General features: G+C 64.6%; 15 protein-coding genes and 1 tRNA gene. 5 read left to right on the top strand and 11 right to left on the bottom strand.

The genetic code is table 11. The features are described from left to right. Window positions 1-619: 619 nt before the first annotated feature. Together VN419_RS03370 and VN419_RS03365 are read right to left on the bottom strand one after the other, a co-directional pair. Window positions 620-2,248 carry a site-specific integrase gene (locus tag VN419_RS03370; protein WP_325644440.1) on the bottom strand — a complete coding sequence of 543 codons (1,629 nt, stop codon included), beginning with the start codon at window positions 2,246-2,248 and terminating at the stop codon, window positions 620-622. 73 nt (window positions 2,249-2,321) lie between these two features. Further along, a tRNA-Ser gene (locus VN419_RS03365) sits at window positions 2,322-2,409 on the bottom strand. Between the two features lie 230 nt (window positions 2,410-2,639). Here VN419_RS03365 and VN419_RS03360 point away from each other — a divergent pair. Next, the gene (locus VN419_RS03360; protein WP_325644438.1) at window positions 2,640-4,733 is read left to right on the top strand and encodes a methyl-accepting chemotaxis protein; all 2,094 of its coding nucleotides are present in this window, start codon (window positions 2,640-2,642) and stop codon (window positions 4,731-4,733) included. Between the two features lie 79 nt (window positions 4,734-4,812). On the opposite strand, the gene VN419_RS03355 is transcribed toward VN419_RS03360, so the two are convergent. Together VN419_RS03355 and VN419_RS03350 are read right to left on the bottom strand one after the other, a co-directional pair. Then, window positions 4,813-5,445: a DedA family protein gene (locus VN419_RS03355; protein ID WP_325644436.1), complete on the bottom strand. Its 633-nt coding sequence runs from the start codon at window positions 5,443-5,445 to the stop codon at window positions 4,813-4,815. A 65-nt stretch (window positions 5,446-5,510) separates the two neighbouring features. Further along, a complete protein-coding gene (locus tag VN419_RS03350; RefSeq protein WP_325644434.1) occupies window positions 5,511-7,784 on the bottom strand; it encodes a DUF3536 domain-containing protein in 2,274 nt (757 codons plus the stop codon). A gap of 209 nt (window positions 7,785-7,993) precedes the next feature. Between VN419_RS03350 and VN419_RS03345 the strand changes: the two genes are divergently transcribed. After that, the gene (locus tag VN419_RS03345) at window positions 7,994-8,665 is read left to right on the top strand and encodes a FecR family protein (RefSeq protein ID WP_325644432.1); all 672 of its coding nucleotides are present in this window, start codon (window positions 7,994-7,996) and stop codon (window positions 8,663-8,665) included. Window positions 8,666-8,716: 51 nt separating this feature from the next. On the opposite strand, the gene VN419_RS03340 is transcribed toward VN419_RS03345, so the two are convergent. Then, the gene (locus tag VN419_RS03340) at window positions 8,717-9,610 is read right to left on the bottom strand and encodes a methylated-DNA--[protein]-cysteine S-methyltransferase (RefSeq protein ID WP_325644430.1); all 894 of its coding nucleotides are present in this window, start codon (window positions 9,608-9,610) and stop codon (window positions 8,717-8,719) included. Between the two features lie 72 nt (window positions 9,611-9,682). Further along, window positions 9,683-10,564 (bottom strand): LysR family transcriptional regulator, encoded by an 882-nt coding sequence (locus VN419_RS03335; RefSeq protein ID WP_325644428.1) that lies wholly within the window; start codon window positions 10,562-10,564, stop codon window positions 9,683-9,685. Window positions 10,565-10,760: 196 nt separating this feature from the next. On the opposite strand from VN419_RS03335, the gene VN419_RS03330 reads away from it, so the two are divergent. After that, complete coding sequence (locus VN419_RS03330; RefSeq protein ID WP_325644426.1) at window positions 10,761-11,033, top strand: hypothetical protein; 273 nt, start codon at window positions 10,761-10,763, stop codon at window positions 11,031-11,033. A 664-nt stretch (window positions 11,034-11,697) separates the two neighbouring features. On the opposite strand, the gene VN419_RS03325 is transcribed toward VN419_RS03330, so the two are convergent. The 4 genes from VN419_RS03325 to VN419_RS03310 form a co-directional block, all read right to left on the bottom strand. After that, on the bottom strand, window positions 11,698-12,186 hold the full coding sequence (locus tag VN419_RS03325; protein WP_325644425.1) for a DUF2127 domain-containing protein: 489 nt from the start codon (window positions 12,184-12,186) through the stop codon (window positions 11,698-11,700). A 238-nt stretch (window positions 12,187-12,424) separates the two neighbouring features. Beyond that, a complete protein-coding gene (locus VN419_RS03320) occupies window positions 12,425-13,390 on the bottom strand; it encodes a 4Fe-4S binding protein (protein ID WP_325644423.1) in 966 nt (321 codons plus the stop codon). 18 nt (window positions 13,391-13,408) lie between these two features. Further along, window positions 13,409-15,253: a translational GTPase TypA gene (typA, locus tag VN419_RS03315; protein ID WP_325644421.1), complete on the bottom strand. Its 1,845-nt coding sequence runs from the start codon at window positions 15,251-15,253 to the stop codon at window positions 13,409-13,411. A gap of 225 nt (window positions 15,254-15,478) precedes the next feature. Beyond that, complete coding sequence (locus tag VN419_RS03310) at window positions 15,479-15,748, bottom strand: RNA-binding protein (RefSeq protein ID WP_325644419.1); 270 nt, start codon at window positions 15,746-15,748, stop codon at window positions 15,479-15,481. Window positions 15,749-16,059: 311 nt separating this feature from the next. On the opposite strand from VN419_RS03310, the gene VN419_RS03305 reads away from it, so the two are divergent. After that, window positions 16,060-17,061 carry a septal ring lytic transglycosylase RlpA family protein gene (locus VN419_RS03305; RefSeq protein WP_325644417.1) on the top strand — a complete coding sequence of 334 codons (1,002 nt, stop codon included), beginning with the start codon at window positions 16,060-16,062 and terminating at the stop codon, window positions 17,059-17,061. A gap of 167 nt (window positions 17,062-17,228) precedes the next feature. Further along, window positions 17,229-17,525 carry a late competence development ComFB family protein gene (locus VN419_RS03300; RefSeq protein WP_325644415.1) on the top strand — a complete coding sequence of 99 codons (297 nt, stop codon included), beginning with the start codon at window positions 17,229-17,231 and terminating at the stop codon, window positions 17,523-17,525. 5 nt (window positions 17,526-17,530) lie between these two features. Here VN419_RS03300 and mazG read toward each other — a convergent pair whose 3' ends face one another. Next, on the bottom strand, window positions 17,531-18,328 hold the full coding sequence (gene mazG / locus VN419_RS03295; protein ID WP_325644413.1) for a nucleoside triphosphate pyrophosphohydrolase: 798 nt from the start codon (window positions 18,326-18,328) through the stop codon (window positions 17,531-17,533). Window positions 18,329-18,428 lie beyond the last annotated feature (100 nt).

Below are 18,428 nucleotides of genomic sequence, written 5' to 3'. Positions count from 1 at the left end.
GGTCTGGGCAGTCCGGGCCTGGGCATGCGGCTGGGCTATCTGTTCCCTGGCCTGCGTCTGCCCGGACGGGCCGTGCTGCCTGACTGGCCTGACGGGCCTGACTGCACAGGGGCACTGTACAGGGTAAGGAACTAGTCCCGTTCTTAAAGAGCCCGCCCTCCCAGAAAGATGGCAGAAATGGAGACATGAACAGAGTTCAGAACAGGGTACATACAGTACAGACACAGCCAGACAATCAGAACTACCCATAATGGACCAGACAACTACAGTTGAAAAACTGACCATACAACACAGTTGAATAACTGCCAGCAACCATACAGACAACACAGTTGGCAAAGATTGAACATACTGTGACAGACTGATCAGACATAGGACAGAGTACAGGACAGAGAGACTGACAGGACAGACAGGTAAAATGGGAGGGACTGAAGTTGACAGTAAATATACAATTAATATGAATAGAACAAGAAGGCCATGCTTAGGTGAACAGCAAGGACATTACATGGCAAGTCATCACTGTACTGTATAAACTGGAAGGTTGTATGATGTGGTCAGAACAGATTGGCTGCGTTATTTTTCATGGGCATGAAAATGTATGATGTTGCTTGAATGCGTTTTATCATGTCTGTGCTGTTGTGGACGGTTCAATAATTGCTGTAATGCAGGTAAGGTTGTTGTGAACTTGCTCAATCGCGTCCTTTAGCTGACTAGGCTTATAGCCCTTCTCAAAATACACGGTCTTTGTAACTCCTTCCTGCGCATGGCCAACAATGGCTTTGACGAATCCATCCGCGACACCTGCTCTCAGAAGCTCCGTAATCATCGTATGCCTCAGACTATGGAACACAAGCTGTGAATCCTTGATGCCGAGCTTGGACAGAAAGGATTCATTGAACCAACGGCCAAGGTTGCGGCCATAACCGTTGGCGGGGTCGTAGGTCAGTTCGTGCAGAATACGGCTATGCCCTGCGTTCTTGACCTGCTCAACGTACTTCAGGAAATCCTGGGCAATCAGCCCGGAGTGTACAGGGACAATCCGCTTGGCTGAAGCGGTCTTGAGGTGCTTCCCTTCCGAGTTGGTGTTGATATCTAGGCACCATACACCGTCAACCTGCCGGACATCAGCCGGGGTGAGCTGAGCGATTTCATTTAACCGCGCTCCTGTGAATATGCCGAGCAGAGGTCCCCACTTCTGGAACTCTTTCTTGGTGGGGAAGGTCGTCAGTTCCCCAACAATGCTGGCAATCTGATCATGCGAGAACGCCTTGCGCTTGTCTTCAACCGACTTGGCCTGCCGGATAGAAAGGCCCTGAAAGATGTTTGCGTCTGCATACCCGTTGGCAACTGCCCACCGGAAGAGAGCAGCATACGCGGTTAAATGCTTGTTGATCGTCTTCACGCTGAGCGTGTCCGGGGAATCCGTACGGGAAGCACTGCCCTTGCGAGGAGCAAAGCCGCGCCGGGCATTGGGCTTGTCGCGTTGCCCAAGCGCCTCTTTGACCGTACGGGCATTCACAACGCTCAGTGTCTTGATGTCCGTGTCAGCCCCAAGCGTTTCCATGAGAAAAGTGAACATCGCGGAGTATTCCCGCTCTGTCTTGTTTACCCAGTTGCCACCCTGAACGCGTTCCTTCACAAATCGTGTAATGACTGTTTCCAGGTTGGTTGCTGGCACAGTGGAATAGCTTGTAGGCTTCAGCTCAATTGGGCTGGCCTGACACGGCTCACCGACATCGAAGCGATAGCCTTCAACTTGCTTCAGCAGATTAAGCGCCTGTGCACAGTATGCCTTGTGGGCCTTGGCAAGTTCAGACCTGAACAGTTCGTACGGGCCGCTGCCGTCTTTGAGCGGAAGAGCGTACTTGCTGATAAGAGTGTCCGCCTCAGAGGTCAGGAGTTCATCCGCTATGTTCAGGCCCATAGCGTGCATTTGCGAGTAGTAGTCGGCAAACTGGGTTTGAGGACCGGTGCTTTCAACACGCGCCTTCAATGTGTTAAGGCAATCGGTGAAATGCTTGTGCAGCACTGAGCGAATTTCGGCATAGCTCATGCCTTTCTGAACTGCTTGGTTTGTCATGGTGTCGCCAATGTAGGCGAGAAGCCGCGAGGTTTGCAAGGCGCGCTTCGGGTCGCGGGTCTGGAGCGAAAGCTTGATATCCCGCGACTGTCCGAGAGGACAGAGGGGCGCAGGCAACGGGTAGCGGAAGTAAAAGATGCTGTGGCGGGAGCGGACAAGATAGGTCGGCATGTGCATAACTGTGTCTCACCGGGTTGTCTCACTCGGTGATCCGTGTATGCTAACATGCTGATATTGCAGTGAGTGGCGGAGGGGGAGGGATTCGAACCCCCGGACGGTTACCCGTCAGTGGTTTTCAAGACCACCGCCATTGGCCGCTCGGCCACCCCTCCGCCTGGTGCAGGGCGCTGGTCCTTTTGGACCGCCCCGCAAGCGTCCCTGTAGGTGCCAAAACAGGGGCGGCAAGTCAATGCGCAGGCGAAAATGCCTCCCGTCGCTGTGCGCCCTTGCCAATTATCTAGAATTTTGATGAAATGGGTACCGTAGTAAAGCTGTAATAATAAATGGCCGATGAGCTTGAGGTAGCGGGTTTTCCGCCTGGGTCACCTTCAAGGAGCGCAGCATGAAATCGCAGCAGCAGATTCCCCCCGCGGCAGGCATGTGGGCCATCGGGGCCGTTGGAGCGGTCCTGGTCCTGGGAGCCTTTTTCACGGCCAATCTTTACGCCTCTCTGGGGTTGGCCGCCATTTGCCTTGGTCTGGCCGGGTACCTGGCCTCCACCCAAAGCAACGTCGCTGCGCAACTCATGGGTGGGCTCATGCGGGTCATGGCGCGCAAGCGCGATTTCCTTTTCGACGAGGTGAAGTCATGGCGCGAGTACGGCGAGCTTGGCGCCCTGGCGTCCGAGGCGTTCGAGTACAACATGCGCCGCCGCGAGTTCTACCGGGGTGCCGTGCACGCCGTGGGCACGCCGTTTCTTTTGTGCGACGCGACCGGAATCATCACTCATGTGAGCGAATCCATGTTGGACCTCCTGAAGAAAAAGGAGGCCGACGTCCAGGGCAAGACCGTGTCCGAGGCCTTCTACAACAAGAAGAACGCCTCCATCACCGAGAAGGTCATAGCCGAAAAGAAGGACGTTTCCCAAGAGCTTGAGCTGGTGTTCTGGGACGGCCGCAAGGCCGACGTGCTGGCCGTGGTGAACTGCATCCGGGGCATCGGCGGCGAGGTGCTGGGCGCAGTGGTCTGCCTGGCCGACCTGGCCGAGGTGAAGGAGCAGAGCCGCGCCCTGCAAAAGCAGCAGGAGCAGGCCATGCAGGTGGGCAACGCCATCAACGACCTGGCCCAGCGCGTGGCCAGCGCCTCGGAGGAACTCTCCGCCAGCGCGGACGAGCAGGCCAAGGGCGCCAACCGCCAGAAGGCCCAGACCGAAAGCGTCTCCACCGCCATGGAGCAGATGACCGCCACGGTGCTTGAGGTGGCCCAGAACGCCACCCAGTCTTCCGACGCGGCCGCCACGGCCAGCAAGGCCGCGGGCGACGGCGTGACCCTGGTGCGCGACAGCGTGAAGGGCATCAACCAGGTGGCCGAGTCCTCCCGCAAACTGGCCCAGGTGCTGGGACAGCTTGATTCCCAGGCCGCGGAGATCGACCGCATCATCAACGTCATCAACGACATCGCCGATCAGACGAACCTGCTGGCCCTGAACGCGGCCATCGAGGCCGCGCGGGCGGGCGATGCGGGACGCGGCTTCGCCGTGGTGGCCGACGAGGTGAGGAAACTCGCCGAAAAGACCATGACCGCCACCAAGGAAGTGGAGAACTCCATCCGCGAGATCCAGGAGCGCAGCCAGAACGCCGTGACCACCATGCGCGAGACTGAGAAGCAGGTGGAGTCGAGCACGGACCTTTCCAACCGCACCGGCCTTGCGCTTGAAGAAATCATGAAGCGCATCGACGACGTGACGGGCCGCGTGGCCCAGATCGCCACCGCGGCCGAGGAACAGTCCTCCGCGGCGGAGGAGATCAACCGGAACATCGAGGACATCGCGGGCATCGCCAAGGAGGCCGAGGAAGGAGCCGGGCAGTCGGCTTCGGCCACGCGGGAGCTGGCTGAACTGGCCCAGAACCTGCTTCAGCTTTCCATGACCTTCAGCGCCACCAAGTCCGACGCGAGCAAGCTGCGCGCTTCCCAGGGGCAGATGAAGGGCATCCTGCCCAAGATCATGCTGGATTTCATCCAGTCCAAGTACGGTGCGTCCGTGCATGCCAAGGTGGCGGAGGCTCTGGGAAACCCCATGTTCCTGCCCGGCAGCAGCTACCCGGACCAGGTGCTGAAGCAGATGGCCGACGTGGTGGCCCAGGCGGTCGGACAGGACCAGCGCGCCGTGTTCGTGGACCTTGGCCGGTATACGATCCACCAGTTCCACAAGATGTACCGCGGCTACTTCAAGGCTGATAACCTGAAGACCTTCCTGCTGACCATGAACCAGACCCACGCGGAGCTGACCAAGGCCCTGCCGGGCATCGTGCCGCCGCGCTTCAGCTTCGAGGACCGGGGCAACAAGCTGACCATGATCTACAAGTCGCGCCGGGGATACCAGCACTACTTCGAGGGCATTCTGCGCGGCGCGGCCGAGTTCTACAAGACTCCGGTGGACGTGACCGTGCAGATCCAGGACGCCGAGACCGCACGGGCCGACATCACCTTCCGCTAGGCCCGCCCGCCGCAGCAAACAAAAGCCCCCGGCGGTCCGCTCTGGATCGCCGGGGGCTTCTTCGTTCCGTTTGCTCGGGCTAGTCTGCGGACTGACTGCGCAGGGCGCGCTTGCGCTTCAGCTTGTACCACACGTAGGCCACGATGGTGACCACCAGCATGCCGATGATCAGCCCGTCGAACTGGTGGCGGTAGGTCTGCACCATTTCCCAGTTTTCGCGCAGCTTGAAGCCGCACAGGAGCAGGAAGGTGTTCCACATGGTGGCGCCCGCCGTGGTGGCGATGGCGAAGGGCCAGAAGCGCATCTTGCCGATGCCCGCCGGGATGGACACCAAGTGCCGCACCACGGGGATGAAGCGGCTGGCGAAAAGCGTCCACGAGCTGCCCTTGCGCTGAAAGAAGCGTTCGGTCATCTCCAGGTCGTGCACATCGAGCAGCAGGTATTTGCCCACCTTGAGCACAAAGGGCCTGCCGCCGTAATACCCCATGAGATACGAGACGTAGGAGCCCAGGAACGAGCCGATGCTCGTGGCCAGGATGGCCTCCGCGAGGTTCCATTTTCCGTCGGCCACCAGGAAGCCCACAAAGGGCATCACAGCCTCGCTGGGCACCGGGGCGATCATGCTTTCCAGGGCCATGAGCAAGGCCGCCCCGGCAAGGCCGGTGCTTTCCAGCACCTGTATGGCGAAATGCGAAATGGCTTCAGTGAGCACTCAGGAACCTCCGAGGAAGCGTGTGGCCGGGCTTTACCCTGCCGGAACGTTTTGGGCAAGCCGCGTCACAGCGGGGCGAAGCCCAGGGCCTGTCCGGCCTCGCCGGTCCCCGAAACGGTCTTGAGCCGCGTCCAGTACAGGTTCTGGGCCTCCCGCAGGTCAGGCTCCAGGCCCACGCTTGCCGCGCGCTCCAGAATCAGCCGCAGAGCGTGGCAGTCGGGCTTGGCCTGGGCGAGGAGCCCCGCAAGGGCCTGGCCCACGCGCCGGGCCAGCAGGTGCCGCTCCGGATGCTCGCGCCCGCGCTCCAGCAGGTAGCCCAGAAAATCGCGGGAGGCCGTCACCTCGCCCATGACCCATTGCCAGGTCAGCGCGGACCAGAGCCGGTCCCAGCACTCGTTGCCGGTCTGGGTGGTCTGGGCCTCGCGGTAGGGCAGGAACAGGTGCGCGCCCAGGCGCGATTCCGCAACCTGCCGCTCCCAGGTCTCGGCCTCCACGCGGCGCACCCAGGCGAGCGCAAGGGCCTGCCGTTTGCCCCAGGGAATGTACGCCGCCGGGATGCACTTGGCTCCGGCCGCGCCCACGCGGATGCACCCGGCAAAGGGATCGCCGCCGCTGGGGAGCTCCCAGGTCCAGGCGTGCTCGTCGGCACCGCTTTCCCGCGCCCACCGGATGCTGGCCGTGCCCTGGCGGTGGTCCTGGCCGGTTTCTCCCTGCTCCTGGCCGCTCACGCGCACGCTGACGGACAGCCCGGGCCACTCTACGGCAGCCTCTCCACCGGGCGCGGGGAGGCGTCCTTCGGCCCAAAGGCGCAGCAGCGCCTGGGCGAGGATGGTCTCCGGGCTTTCGCGCCGGGGCCGCACTTCCTGGTTCCACAGGTCGTTGCCGTCGCCCAGTGCGGGGTCGTTGCTGCTGGCCTGGCCTACGTGTGAAAGCAGCAGCGGCTCCAGATCCTCCAGCCCGGTGCGCGCGGCCAGCTGCATGGCCCGCAGGGCAAAGGTCAGGGCGTTCAGGGGCTCGATGCGCCCCAGGTCGTCGAAGAACCAGGCGCAGCTGGCGAAGGACGACAGCGCCCACTTCTGCATGGTCAGAAGCCGCCAGGCCGTGTGCGTGTCCTCGGCCGTGAGGCCGGGCGTGAACTGCGCGGCGGCGAAGGCTTTGGGCGTCTCCAGGCCGGAGAGCACGCGGCCGTAGTTCACCAGCGCGGCCTCGGGCTCGCGGAAGAGCCGCGCCCCAAGGGCCAGGTAGTGGTGGTCGATGCGTTCCTTCACGGCATTCAGGCCGTCGCGCAGGGGGCCGCGCCAGCGCTGGTTCCAGCCGGGCTTGTGCTCCGTGGCGCAGCCGCAGTCCGCGCGCCAGCGCTCCACGCCGTGGGCGCAGCTCCAGGAGCTGTTCTCGTGGATGCGCGCGCGCCGTTTGGGCGGGTTTTGCGCCAGGAAGGCCGCGTAGTTGGTCAGGGCCACGTTTTCCACGCCCGCGCGGGCCTGGGACAGGGCGAAGGCCAGCGCCATCTCGCCGAACTTGAAGTGGTGGCCGTAGGTCTCGCCATCGGTCGCCAGCGCGAGGAGTCCCTCGCCGTTGTTCTGGCCCGCCATGCCGGAAAGCCGTCCCCAGAAGGAATCGCCGTGGCGCAAAAGGCCCTCGAAGGCCACGGCCTGCGAAAGGGGACCGTCGTAGAAATATACGGCAATGCTGCGGCCCTGCGGCAGTTCCACGAGGTAGGGCTCGCGTATGTTCAGGTTTCCCTCGTGGGCGGCGGTCCAGTTGTCCGCACCCACATCTGCCACTTCCCGGGCCTGGCGCGGGGCCAGGATGGTGAAGCGGACCCCGGCCTGGGCAAGGAGGTCCAGGGTGCGCGTGTCCACGGCGGCCTCGGAAAGCCACAGGCCTTCGGCCGGGCGCTTGAAGCGCGCCTCGAAGTCGGCCAGGGCCCAGGCGATCTCCGCGCGCTTGTCCAGGTCGGTGGCCAGCGGCATGATGACGTGGTGGTAGATCTGGGCGATGGCGTTGCCGTGGCCCAGGCGCTCCAGGCTCTTGCGGTCGCCCTCGAGCACGCGGGCGTAAACGTCCGGGGCCTGGCGCTCCATCCAGGTGAGCAGCGTGGGGCCGAAGTTGAAGCTCATGTACTCGTAGCAGTTCATGATCTCGATGATGCGGCCCTGGGCGTCCAGTCTTCTGGCCCAGGCCAGGGGGGCGTAGCTCTCGGCGCAGATGCGTTCGTTCCAGTGCGCGGCGGGCGCGGCGCTGCCTTCCGGAAAAATGGTGTCCATCCAGGGGTCTTCCCTGGGGGGCTGGTAAAAATGCCCGTGGATGCAGAGCTTTTTCGAGTCGCTGGCGTTCATGGCTCCCCTCTTGCTGATGCTGCTTCATTGCCGTGGTACCCTGGCGCGGCCCGCCAGGCAAGGGCCTGCGGGCAAAGGGCGCACAAAGGAGGCACGAGCGGGTGCCCCTGGCGCATGTCGCATGCGGAACCTGTCGACAAGGCGGCCAAGCTCGGCTATCTCTTGGGCATCATTGGGCCCATGTCCACACGCCGCCAGGGAGGCCAGCCATGCAGATGTCCCGCACCCCGTTCGCCCCGTTCCGTTCGACCGCGCTGGCCAGCATTCTGGCGGCCCTGGTGTTTTCCCTCGCCGCAGCCTCGGCGGCCTTCGCCGCGGACGTGGAGACCGTGGGCCATGTGACGCGCACCCAGGGGCTTTCCTATGCGGTACAGGGCAGCGTGCTCAAGGAACTGTCCCCCAACGCGCTCATCAATCGCAAGGACGTGCTCAGGACAGGCCCCGGAGCGCGCCTGGAGATCACCCTGCTCGACGAGACCAGGCTGACCCTCGGCGCGGACACGGAGTTCAGCGTGGAGCGCTATGACCTGGGCCGCCAGGACGGCGGCGTGCTGCTGAAGCTGACCAAGGGCGCGTTCCGCGTGGCCACGGGCCAGTTGGAGGCCCTGCGCGGCGGGCCCTTCGAGGTCTCCACCCCGCTGGCCACCATCGGCATACGCGGCACGGACTTCTGGGGCGGCTACCTGGCCGCAGACGAGATTTCGGTGCTGCTCATCTCCGGCAAGGGCGTGTACATCGTGAACGACGGCGGCCGCGCGGAGATCGTGCGGCCCATGGAAGGCCTGACCGTGCGCTCGGCCACGGCCCCGCCGCCCGCGCCCTCCATGTGGAGCCCGGACAAGCGCCAGCGCGCCTTCGACACCGTGGCCTTCGGCAAGTAGCCCGGAGAGAGCGAATTCAGCCAGCGCGAACCTGATCTTCGTGGGCCGACCTCAACCTTCTTTTTCGCTGCCTTCGGCTGCGCGAGAGGCTTCGCGCTCCAGCAGGGCCTTCTTGCGCTCCAAGCCCCAGCGGTAGCCCGTGAGGCCACCGTCCTTGCCCACTGCGCGGTGGCAGGGCACGGCCACCGCCAGGGGGTTGGAGGCGCAGGCCCGCGCCACGGCCCTGGCCGCTCCGGGCCTGCCGATGGCCTCGGCCAGTTCGGAGTAGGTGCGGGTGCCGCCCGCGGGGATGTTTTGCAGGGCCCGCCAGACCGTGTGCTGGAAGGCAGTGCCCCGGATGTCCAGCGGCAGGCCGGAGAGTTCCGCGCCCGCTTCCACCGCCGCCACGATGCGCTCGACATACCCCCGCAGGACCTCATCCGGCTCCAGGCTGGCGGCGCGGGGAAAACGCCGCGCCAAGCGTTCCAGCAATTCGCCTTCCTCCTCCCCGAACTCGATGGCGCAGATGCCCGCTTCCGTGGCGGCCACCAGCAGTAGCCCCAGGCGCGACTGCGCCACCGCACGGCGGATGCGCAGGCCCTGGCCCCCGTCGCGGTAAGCGCCGGGGCTCATGCCCAGCATGCGGCGCGCGGACTCGTACACCCGGCTGGGCGAGCCGAAGCCCGCGGCGTACACCGCATCGGTGATCGAGCCGCCGGGCTGGAGGGAAGCCTTGAGGCGCTGGGCGCGCAGGGCGTTCAGGTACTGCTTCGGGGTTACGCCCAGGCGGCGCTTGAACAGGCGCTGGAAGTGCCAGCGGCTCAAGCCAGCTGCCTCGGCCAGCTGGGCCAGGCCGGGCGCGGGTTCGTCGTTCTCCAGGCTGCGGCAGGCGGCCTCTATGATGCGCCGGGCCGCGGGTTCGGATACGGCCTCTGCCCGGGCGGAGTGTGTGCTGCGGGTGTTCATGACGCCGGTTTACCGTGTAGGGGGCGCGTCCGCCATCCGATTATTGCGCAGGCGGGGAAAAAGATGCGGAGGCTAGGAACGCAGCATCTCCACCAGCTCGCGCACGTGCACGGGCAGTTCGGACAGGCTGCGCACGCAAAGCATCAGGTCGCGCGTGGACCAGGAGTCCGTGAGGCGCACGGTGCGGATGTTCATGGTCTCCTGGCAGCGCTGGGCGGCTGTGTCGGGCATGATGGCCACGCCCACGCCGTTCTCCACCATCTTGCCCACGGTGAGGAAGCCGCGCAGACGCACGCGGTAGTTCATCTCCCGTCCCAGGCGCGCGGCATGGGCCTCCAGATAGCGTTGCAGGGGGCTGTCCTCGGCCAGGCCCACGAAGTCGTAGTCCAGCACCTCGGAGAAGGCCAGGCTGCGGCGCGAGGCCAGCGAATGTCCGGCGGGCGTGGCCAGCACAAAGGTCAGCTTGCGGAAGGGGAAGGTGGTCAGCTCGCCCACGTCCGTGGCATGGGCCATGACGCCCACATCGGCCTTGCCGTCCACCACATCCTGCACGATCTCCGACGAGAGCCGCTCGTGCACATCGATGCTCACGTTGGGGTGGTCGGCCAGGTAGGCGGTCAAAAGGTCGGGCAAAAATTCCGTCAGGCTGGCCGTGTTGCACAGAAGCCGGATGTGCCCCTTGAGACCCTTGGCGTATTCGCCCAGGTCGCCCAGCATGCGCTCCCACTGGTCCAGCACGATGCGCCCGTGGTGCGCCAGCGCCCGTCCGGCCTGGGTGGGCTCCACGCCCCTGCGCCCGCGCGAGAGCAGCGCAACCTCCAGCATGTCCTCCATGTTGCGGATGCGCGCGCTGGCCGAGGCAAGGGCCAGATGCGAACGCTCCGCCCCCTTGGTGATGCTGCCGCTTTCCACCACGTTCATGAATAATCGCAGGTCGGTCAAATCAAAAGACATGTGCTGCTCCGTGATGGCGTGTGCGGCCGTTTTTCGGGTGTGCCTTCGCCTGTTCCGAAGGCATACTCAAAATCTTCCGCATTTACAAGCCGCGCCGCTCGCCACAGGGTGCTCGTGAAGCCGCCCGGGTTTTGTAAGCCCCCCCAAGCGCGCACAATACGATTCGGATGCGCCGTGACGCATCGAGGGACGCAAGATGAAGACGGACAGAACAAGCCTCGCATTCGCCAGAGTCTGCTTTTTCGTGATGCTCTTTCTGAGCACGGCTTGCAACCGCATGGACGGCAGCCGCATGAGCGAAAACCTTTCCCCGGCCGCACCGGCCATGGCGGCGGCCAACACCCCCGCCCGCGTGGACGCCGAGCGTGTGCAGGAGCTTGAGACGCGCGTGGCCGCCCTTGAGGCCGAACTGCGCGCCGAGGCCCGCAGCGCCGAGCCCGAAGGCCGCAGCGGCGTCTACTACGACTAGCCCCCTCTCATGCCGCCCCGGCCTGCGCGCGTGTACGCCGCGCTCATGTCGGGGCGGCTCTTTTCAAGGCCCATGTTCCGTTTCCATCGTCCGGTGCTGCGCCCCAGCAAGAGCGATCCTCCTCGGCGGAACATGAGCCGGCAGCAATGTCGGCGCGGCGGCAGGGCAGGGCGGGAGACGCTGTCTCCCGCGCCCTCTGCCGGATGAAGACTCCTCTCATCGCACGTCACAGCCGAAAGGGCGGGACCGGAAGCATCTGGTCCCGCCCTTTCGGCGTTGGGGGAGGGGGGAGGAGGGTGCGTTTTGAGAGCTTCCGGCTGGGGAGTGCGGCTGGTTCATGCTCCGCAGGCCAGGGGGCATCCACCCCCTGGACCCCGGTGGTTGGAAGGCCACCTTTTACTTATCGGGGTTCCAAGGGGCCGAAGGTCCCTTGGCCGCCGGAGGCTGAACGGAGATGACGTTGTGTTTCGAGTGCTCGCGGCTGGCGTGTGCGGCTGGTTCATGCTCCGCAGGCCAGGGGGCATCCACCCCCTGGACCCCGGTGGTGGGGAGGTCGCCTTTTACTTATCGGGGTTCCAAGGGGCCGAAGGTCCCTTGGCCGCCGGAGGCTGAAACGGAGACGACGCCAGCCCCAGATCGCCGGAGGCTGAAACACGGACGCCGCTCAGCCTTGTCCGCCCCGGCTCTTTCGCCGTTTCAGCAGCGCCCGGACCAGCACCGCCACGACCACGACATTCACCGCCAGGACAGTGACTCTGGCCCAGGTGATCCGCTGGTACAGCTCGTAAAGTTCCAGGGGCAGATACAGCGCGCCGGAAAGCGCGCCGAACCATTCGGCCCAGGCCTTTTCGCGCCAGAGGCCGTAGGCCTCGGCAAAGCGCAGCAGGGAATAGCCCATGGCAGCGCCCGCCAGTGTCCACAGGCGGGCATCGGTGAGTCCGGACGCTGCTTCGATGAAGATGCGCGGGGTGTGGCTGGCCGGGTTCAGGTGCAGGTGGCGCACCAGTTCCTCCGCCGCGAGTGCCGTGTCCTGGTGCAGCTGGCTGAGCAGGCCGAAGCCTGCCAGAAGCACCAGCAGGCCCTTGGTCAGCTCCAGCAGGGCTATAAGGCGCAGGTCTGCCGGACGGATGGGGCTGCTGTCGCGTGTCGTCATGTGCCTGTGTACCTGGAGTGTGGAGGACACCGCAAGGGGCTGGGGGGAAAGGCGGGCTGGCGTGTGCGGCCGGTTCATGCCCCGCAGGCCAGGGGGCATCCACCCTCTGGACTCCGGTGATAGGGAGCTTGTCTTTTACTTATCGGGGTTCCAAGGGGCCGGAGGTCCCTTGGCCGCCGGAGGCTGAAACGGAGACGACGCCAGCCCCAGATCGCCGGAGGCTGAGCCCGCTGCAACGCTAGCGTTTCGCCGCCTCGACGGACGCCTTGACGAGCTCCTCCACCAGCAGCGGCATGCCCCGGCCGGGCTCGGCCACAAGGGACAGGGCGCTCTTGGGGCACTTGCTCACGCAGGCGCCGCAGCCCATGCAGCGGGCGGTCTTGATCTGCAGCGCGCGGTCGCGGGCCTTGAGCGCGCCGAACTGGCAGAACTTGGCGCAATTGCCGCAGCCCACGCAGGCCTCGGCGTCCACCTGCACGAGGTAGCCGGAGGGCGCGAGCATGCCCACGCCGTTCTTCTGCGCGGCCATGGCGGCGCAGCAGCAGGAGCAGCAGTTGCAGATGGCGTAGAAGCGGCCCAGGGCCAGATCCTTGAAGAAGGCGTGGTGCACGTGGCCGCGGGCGTTCTCGGCCTTCAGGATGGCCACGGCCTCGTCGGGCGTCACGCGGCGGGCGCGTTTCTCGTTGTGCTCCAGCACCAGGCTGGCAAAGGGTTCGCCCACCACCATGCATACGTCCATGGGCGAGCAGGGGTTCTTGCGCGCCGCGCGGCAGGGGCAGTCGAAGACCACGATGTGGTCCGGGTTCTTCAGCACTATGTCGCGCGCAAGGGCGTAGGGCACCACGGATTCCGGCGCGGTGAGGCTGACCTCACGGCCGATCTTGACGAGCTTGATGGCCTCGTCCGTGGGCATGACCTTGCCGTGGTAGGTGTCGGCGAAGCGGATTCCGGTGGCGTTTCTGCTGGCGCGCATGGCTTTGCGGCGGGCGTCCACGCGGGAGGGGAAGAGGCGGTCCAGCCAGCGGCTCCCCCTGGCCAGTAGTTTGACCAGGGGGTGCTCGCCGGAAAGGATCTTGATGTAGGTGTATGGCCAGCGCAGGTACAGGTAGCCGTGCAGCTTCTTGCCCAGCGGGAAGCCCAGCAGGTCCGCCTCATCGAAGAAGCGGCGGGCCGAGGGCTTCAGCAGCAGGCGCAGCGGGTTCATGGCCGACCTGTGGGCGCGCTATTCGCTTTCGGTCTTGGCCCCGCCGCGGCTGGTGTGGCGCTTCTGGGCGGAGAGCACGGCCTTGCGCAGGCGGATGGACAGCGGGGTGACCTCCACCAGTTCGTCCTCGCGGATGAAGTGGATGGCGCGCTCAAGGGTCATGGGCTTCACCGGGGTCAGGGTGCAGGCCTCGTCCTTGCCGGAGGCGCGCATGTTGGTGAGCTTCTTTTCCTTGGCGGGGTTGACGTTGATGTCCACCTCGCGGGTGTGCTCGCCCACGATCATGCCTTCGTACAGGGGGTCGCCGGGCACCACGAACATTTCGCCGCGCGGCTCCAGGTTGAAGATGCCGTAGGCCACGCCCACGCCGGAGCGGTCGGCCACGATGGAGCCGTTGAAGCGGGTGGGGAAGTCGCCCCGGTACTCGCCATAGCCCTCAAGGTAGGAGTTCATGATGCCGGTGCCCTTGGTGTCGGTCAAGAACTCGTCGCGGTAGCCGATCAAGCCCCGCGAGGGCACGCTGAACTCGATGCGCACGCGGCCCTTGCCGTTGTTCACCAGGTTCACCATGCGGCCCTTGCGGATGGACAGCTTCTCGGTGACGACGCCCATGAAGGTCTCGTCGCAGTCCACGTACACGCGCTCGATGGGCTCGGTGAGCTTGCCGTTCTCGTCGCGCTTGTAGATGACTTCCGGGCGGCCCACGGTGAGCTCGAAGCCCTCGCGGCGCATGGTTTCGATGATGATGGCCATCTGGAATTCGCCGCGGCCTTTCACCAGGAAGGACTCACGGTCCTCGGTCTCCTCAATGCGGATGGCCACGTTCTGCAGGGATTCCTTCAGCAGACGCTCGCGGATCTTGTTGCTCTGCACGAACTTGCCCTCGCGCCCGGCGAGGGGGGAGGTGTTGATGCCGAAGCGCATGCTGACGGTGGGCTCGTCCACGGTGATGCGCGGCAGGGCCTGGGGGAAGTCCTTGGTGCAGATGGTGTCGCCGATGTGCACGTCGTCGATGCCCGCGAGCACGGCGATGTCGCCGGGGGTGGCCTCGTCCACGCTGGCCAGTTGCACGCCGTCGTACACCTGCAGCTTGGTGACCTTGAGGGCCTTGGGCGTGCCGCTTTCGCCGATGCAGACCATGGAGTCCGAGGACTTCACGGTGCCGTTGACCACCTTGCCGATGGCGAGGCGGCCCACGTAGTCGGAGTAGCCCAGGTCGCAGACGATCATCTGGAAGGGGGCGTCGGCGTCGTAGCTGGGCGCGGGGATCTTCTCGATGATGGCGTCGAACACGGGATGCAGGTTTTCGCCGCGGCCTTCCAGGGTGGTCTGGGCGATGCCCTCGCGTCCGATGGCGTAGAGCACGGGGAACTCAAGCTGCTCCTCGTTGGCGCCCAGGTCGATGAACAGGTCGTAGACCTCGTTCAGCACTTCCTCGGGCCGCGCGTCGGAGCGGTCGATCTTGTTCACGATGACGATGATGGGCAGGGCGCCGTCGAGGGCTTTCTTGAGCACGAAGCGCGTCTGGGGCAGGGGGCCTTCGCTGGCGTCGACCAGCAGAATGGCGCCGCCGGCCATGGCCAGGGAGCGCTCGACCTCGCCGCCGAAGTCGGCGTGGCCCGGGGTGTCGATGATGTTGATCTTGACGCCCTTCCAGCGCACGGAACAGTTCTTGGCGGCGATGGTGATGCCGCGCTCGCGCTCCAGGTCCATGTTGTCCATGACGCGATCGCTGACCTGCTGGTTCTCTCGGAACACGCCGCTTTGACGGAAAAGGCCGTCCACAAGGGTGGTTTTGCCGTGGTCGACGTGGGCGATGATGGCGATGTTGCGCAGCAGCTCGTTGCGAGCGATGTTCTTCATGGAAGTGGTTCCTTTGGTGGGCGTTGCGGTGTGCGGAAATATTTACGCGGCAAGGGTAGCTGGACAATGTCCCGGAGGCAACAGCTCGGTGACGTTTTGCCTGGCGCCTGGGGAATCATCGAACGGGGGTTCCTGAAGCCGCGCGGAATTGAAAAACCCCGTCCCGCAGGCGCGGGACGGGGCGATTTGAGCCGGTGTGTTTCTTCGCCGGCGTACCGCTTCTGTCTAGTAGTCGCGGCGGGGGCGGGGCTGACGCTCCTGGGCCTCATTGATGCGAAGGGCGCGGCCGCTGACTTCCTTGCCGTTCAAGGCGTCGATGGCCTCTTTGGCGGAGGCGTCGTCCATCTCCACAAAACCGAAGCCACGGAAGCGGCCGGTCTCGCGGTCGTTGATGAACTTCACGGAAAGGACTTCGCCGTACTGGCCGAAGAGGCTGCGGAGGTCTTCTTCAGAGGCGCTGAAAGGAATGTTGCCGACGTAGATGGACTTGGGCATAAAAATCTAAGCTCCTGAAATGATTCTAAAAGTTTCCGTCGCTTGCACAGCGGGAGCACGGGCGTCCGGCCTTTGCGACAATTGAGCGCAAGCTTTGAGCCGCATCCTTCGTGATGTCAAGAAAAAAATGTGGTTCGTTCTTTGCATTTGATTTTTCACGCTTTGCTTCTGATGCAATCGCCCGGTCTGATGACAGGCGGTTGTGCGTACCCGCCAAGCCCGCGCGCAGCGCTGCCGGGCCTGGGAGAGCCTGGTCTTGGCGGGGGCCCTGGGAGGGGAGACGTGAAACCACGTCCGCAACGGAGGCTTGTATGAAGTTCATGAGACTTGTCATTATTACGTCGCTTTTCGCACTCACCGGGTGCGCGTATCTGCCCACGGGGGAATCCCAGCGCCTGCATTCCGAGGCTCCGGCAAATTCTACCCAGCAGACCGCGTCCAGGCAGGAGCGCCAGCAGGTGTACTACAAGAAGCAGCCCGGCCAGGTTGATCCCAAGATCAGCCCGTACTCGGTCATGGGCAAGACCTACTGGCCCGTGCAGTCGGGTCTGGGCTTCAAGGAGGAGGGCTACGCCTCCTGGTACGGCATTGATTTTCACGGCAAGAAGACCGCCACCGGCGAGACGTATGACATGTTCAGCGTCTCCGCCGCGCATAAGACCCTGCCGCTCGGCACCAAGGTCCGCGTGACGAACCTGGAGAACGGGCGTGAGCTTGAGCTTGTGGTCAACGACCGCGGGCCCTTTGTGGACGGCCGCATCATCGATCTTTCCTACGCCTCGGCGCGGCTGCTGGGCATGGCCGACAACGGCCTGGCCCGCGTGCGCGTGGTGGGCGTGGAGGACAACCCGGTGCTGGCCACCGCGACCTTCAAGGGCGTGGCCGTGGCCGCGAACGACACGCCTCCGCGCAAGCCCAAGGGCGGCGTCATCGAGAAGGACCTGGCCGAAGTTTCGAGCCCTGCGCCCAAGGCCAAGCCCGCCCAGGCCAAGGCGCCTGTGGTGGTGGCCAAGGCCCAGCCCGTGGCCGAGCCGCAGGCCCAGCAGGCGCAAATGTTTGACGGTGTGCGCTACAGCGTGCAGGTGGGCGCCTTTGCCCAGGACGAGAACGCCCGCAGGGTGAAGGACCGTCTGGTGCAGTCCGGTTTCCGCGGGGCCAGCGTGGTGCGCGCCGTGCGCGGCGGACGCGAGCTCTCCGTTGTGCAGGCTGGCAGCTTCGAGGCCCGCGAGCAGGCGGAGGAAGTGCTGCGCGCGGTGAAGGACGAGTTCCCGGCCAGCTTCATCAATTCGGGAGTGCTGGCCTCGGCCAGCTAGACCCGAGACAAGCCTTTGGACGTGGGGAGCGCCGGTTTGCCGCCGGCGCTCCATTTCCAGTTCTTGCCCGGAGCGCGGCGGGTATTGCGCGGCCTTTACGCTTGGGCTATGAATCAATAAGCGTCAACAGGCCCATGCACCGAGTCATATTTTAAGGGAGGCGCGGCATGTCGCAGAAGAGTCTCGAGGTCAACGGCGTGCCTTTGGGCGGCATCCGCAACCGCAATGAAGAGCGGGTCAGCAAGCTTATGCCCAAGGTTCTGGGCGAGTTTCTGGACTACAAGCCGAGCTACCTGGACATTCAGGACATCTACGCCCTGACCCTGAACAACCTGCCGCCGCGCTACAAGCAGAGCGGCTCCATCATCATCCGCGAGCCGGTGAGCGACGAAGAGATCCTGCGCGAGTTGCGCCAGGCCATCAACAAGGTCGAGATGGCGCCCACGTCCAGGCTGGAAGGCTAGCGCGGCTAGCCCAGGGCCTTGGCCTCGTCCCAGAGGCGGTTCTTGTCGTCCAGGCCCATGTCGAGCAGTTCCAGTCCGCGTTCGCGGGCCAGTTCCTCCATGCGCCGGTAGCGCGCCAGAAATTTCAGGTTCGCGCGGTCCAGGGCCGCGTTGGCCTTGATGCCCTTCCTGCGGCCCAGCTCCACCAGGGTGAACAGCAGGTCGCCGTACTCCTCCTCCATGCGCTCGGCATCGCCGGTTTCGCAGGTTTCCTCGAACTCCTTGAGCTCGGCCTCGTACTGGGCGCGGGCGTCTTCGTCCGTGGCCCAGGTGAAGCCCGTGCGCGCGGCCTTGGAGTGGATGCGGTAGGCCTTCAAAAGCGGCGGCAGGCCTTCGGGCAGGGAATCGAAGGTGCCCGCCGGGCCGCCTTCCTTGCCGCTGTCCTTCTTCTCACCGCGCTTGATGCGCTCCCAGTTGCGCAAAAGTTCTTCCTGATCGGCCACCACCGTGTCGCCGAACACGTGCGGGTGGCGGCGGATCATCTTGGCCGCGTTCTGGGTGGCCACGTCCTCCAGGCTGAACTGCCCGGCGCGCTTTGCCAGGGTGGCCTGGAAGAGCAGCAGGAAGAGCACGTCGCCCAGCTCCTCGCAGGTCTCGGCCGCGTCGTCGGCGCGGATGGCCGACACCAGCTCGAAGGCTTCCTCGATGACGTAGTCGCAGAGGGTCTTGGGCGTCTGCTTCTGGTCCCAGGGGCAGCCCCCGGGGCCCAGCAGGCGGTCGATGACTTCCTGGATCTTGGCAATGCTTGCGCTGTCCGAGCTCACGGCCGGTCTCCTTCGTGTTCATGCCTCCGCCGGGCGCGGCCCGGACGGGGAGGCTAGATATTGTGCTTTTCTTTTGTTTTCTTCTGGTTCTGCTGTAGCT

Origin of the sequence: Humidesulfovibrio sp., assembly GCF_035560995.1 — a bacterium.
In the GTDB taxonomy this organism is placed as follows: Bacteria; Desulfobacterota; Desulfovibrionia; order Desulfovibrionales; family Desulfovibrionaceae; genus Humidesulfovibrio.
The sequence above is the reverse complement of the archived record's forward strand: the minus strand, read 5'-3'. Positions and strand labels throughout refer to the sequence as shown.